4 protein-coding genes are annotated in these 1,996 nt (G+C 52.8%); all 4 read right to left on the bottom strand.

The window, feature by feature from the left end; translation table 11 throughout:
• Positions 1–347 (bottom strand): adenine-specific methyltransferase EcoRI family protein (locus tag H9626_RS14795; RefSeq protein ID WP_225231044.1); only part of this gene is annotated, 347 nt, incomplete at its 3' end.
• A gap of 49 nt (positions 348–396) precedes the next feature.
• The gene (locus tag H9626_RS14790; RefSeq protein ID WP_191710984.1) at positions 397–642 is read right to left on the bottom strand and encodes a hypothetical protein; all 246 of its coding nucleotides are present in this window, start codon (positions 640–642) and stop codon (positions 397–399) included.
• 29 nt (positions 643–671) lie between these two features.
• Positions 672–1,250: a ParA family protein gene (locus H9626_RS14785; protein ID WP_191710983.1), complete on the bottom strand. Its 579-nt coding sequence runs from the start codon at positions 1,248–1,250 to the stop codon at positions 672–674.
• 79 nt (positions 1,251–1,329) lie between these two features.
• On the bottom strand, positions 1,330–1,996 hold a 667-nt coding region (locus H9626_RS14780; RefSeq protein WP_225231043.1), incomplete at its 5' end, for a P-loop NTPase family protein.

Below are 1,996 nucleotides of genomic sequence, written 5' to 3'. Positions count from 1 at the left end.
CTTGTGGCTCCATCGCCATCAGCGTCGTGAACGGAAGTGACCACAGCTTTATATGGAGTTCGACGTGCCTCTTCAGTATCATCACCGAACAACGTCAGTTCGTTACCAGTAATAGGGGATCCTGAATAGCAAGTGGCTATCAATTTCTTCAATTTAAGCCGGTTAAAATTTAGACAGAAATATTTAAAGAAGTTCGATTCAAACGGATCATCACAATTACATAGCACTGTCTTACCCGAAAAATGCTTTCGATAATGCTTCAACTCGGATTCGATATCTGACAGTTGAGTATAGAATTCATCCTCTTTGGCTTTATTGGCTCGATTTAGTGCAGCATTCCCACTCATTTGTCCTCCAGTATATCTTGTATATACAAGATATATGAACTATCAAGTATTACTTAATGTATTCCTCGACGGCGCGGATAATGATCTGCGTGCGATTCAGACACTCCGTATTCCGGGTCCCCTGCCATACCTTAAGTTCATCCAGCAGGGACTTCGGCATCCGCACCGTGATCATCTTTGTCTCCTGCGATGCCGTCGGCTTCGCCCGATGACGTTCTCCATTGCTCCGGCCAGGATTTTCATCGAGGACAGGATCGGAATCCTTTATCGAGACGGCCTTCATGGCCGACTTCATACTGTTGACGCTTTGCCTTCTCACCATCCCTATTCTCCTATCATCCGTTGAATCTCAAGCCATAGATCCGTGTACGACGACAGACTCAAAGGGGCCATGCCATACGTCTGAAACCTGACGGAGTACGGGATCTCGGTCTCGAATCTCGGTATGTCCATCTCCTTGATGACCTCGCACGCGTCCGCGTACAGCCTGGTCCTTCTGTTGACCTTCGTCAACAGGATGTGCCCTTTGCCGCCCGACCGGTCGAGCGTCGCCTTCGCACGAGTCAGGGACATGGTTTCGGCTTCGCTGGGAACCACAACGACATCCGCCATGTCCAAGGCCTTCCTGATTGTCTCGCCGTCGCCTGGGGCAGTATCCACAATCAGCAGATCGGCGTCATATTTCACATCCAATACGTTATCGGTGTGTATGACGCTGAATGGCAGGCGATCGCCAGCGTCCATGGCGGATACGGCCCAGTCGGTTGCGCTGCGCTGCGGGTCGGCATCCAAAAGACCGATGCCCCATTCAGGATGTTGCCTGAACGCGGCAGACGCAAGATACACCGCAGTCGTGGTCTTACCCGTTCCGCCCTTGGAATTCACCACCGAAATAGTCCTCATACACACAATCGTACATCACACACATCATATATATCTTGTATATACAAGATAGCATGTATAGCTTATACATAATTGATAGTCAGTTTTCGTTTTTCACACCGGATCCGTCCGCTAGATCAGCCGCGTATTCCTCCAAATCGAGAAGAGATTCCACACGGAAACCTGGGCCTGTATCCAGAACATGCTTCAGATTCTCCAGCGTGATCTTCCCCCTCCGGTCCACATCACCCCGGTACACCGCGGTCTCGTCGGTGATGCCGCCGTTCTCGTTCACATGCAGCACCCGCGACAAGCGGCGGTAGAACGCCGTCCGATCCTCGTCGGTCAGGGGACAGGACAACGGAGCGGAACGTTTCAGAGATTCCCACTGTCCTTCAGGGGACCAGTTGCTTGTGATCACCACCAGGTCGAACGCCGCCCACGAGTTCGCATACCGGCGGCTGAGCTGATACGGTGTACCGTCAAGCATCTGAAGCATCTCCTGCACGCCGAACACCGGCGTAGGCAGACGTAGCTCATCCAGGAGTAACCCCTTCTCCCCCGCGTATCCATCCCACGGGTCACGCCGGTAGTCGGTCACTGAAAAGAATCCGCGACCGCCGCACGACTCCTTCAGATACTCGATCGCCACCGTGGTCTTTGCCGTTCCCGAGCTGCCGTATATATAGATGACGTTCATGGCACGCTTCCCGGAGCCACTGCCCCACTGCCATGTCTGCCGTTCCCTCTCCAGCTTCTCCAACCAC

The sequence above is a fragment of the Phocaeicola faecium genome (assembly GCF_014837055.1).
Taxonomy (GTDB): domain Bacteria; phylum Bacteroidota; class Bacteroidia; order Bacteroidales; family Bacteroidaceae; genus Phocaeicola; species Phocaeicola gallinarum.
This window is presented reverse-complemented; position numbering and strand designations above follow the sequence as displayed.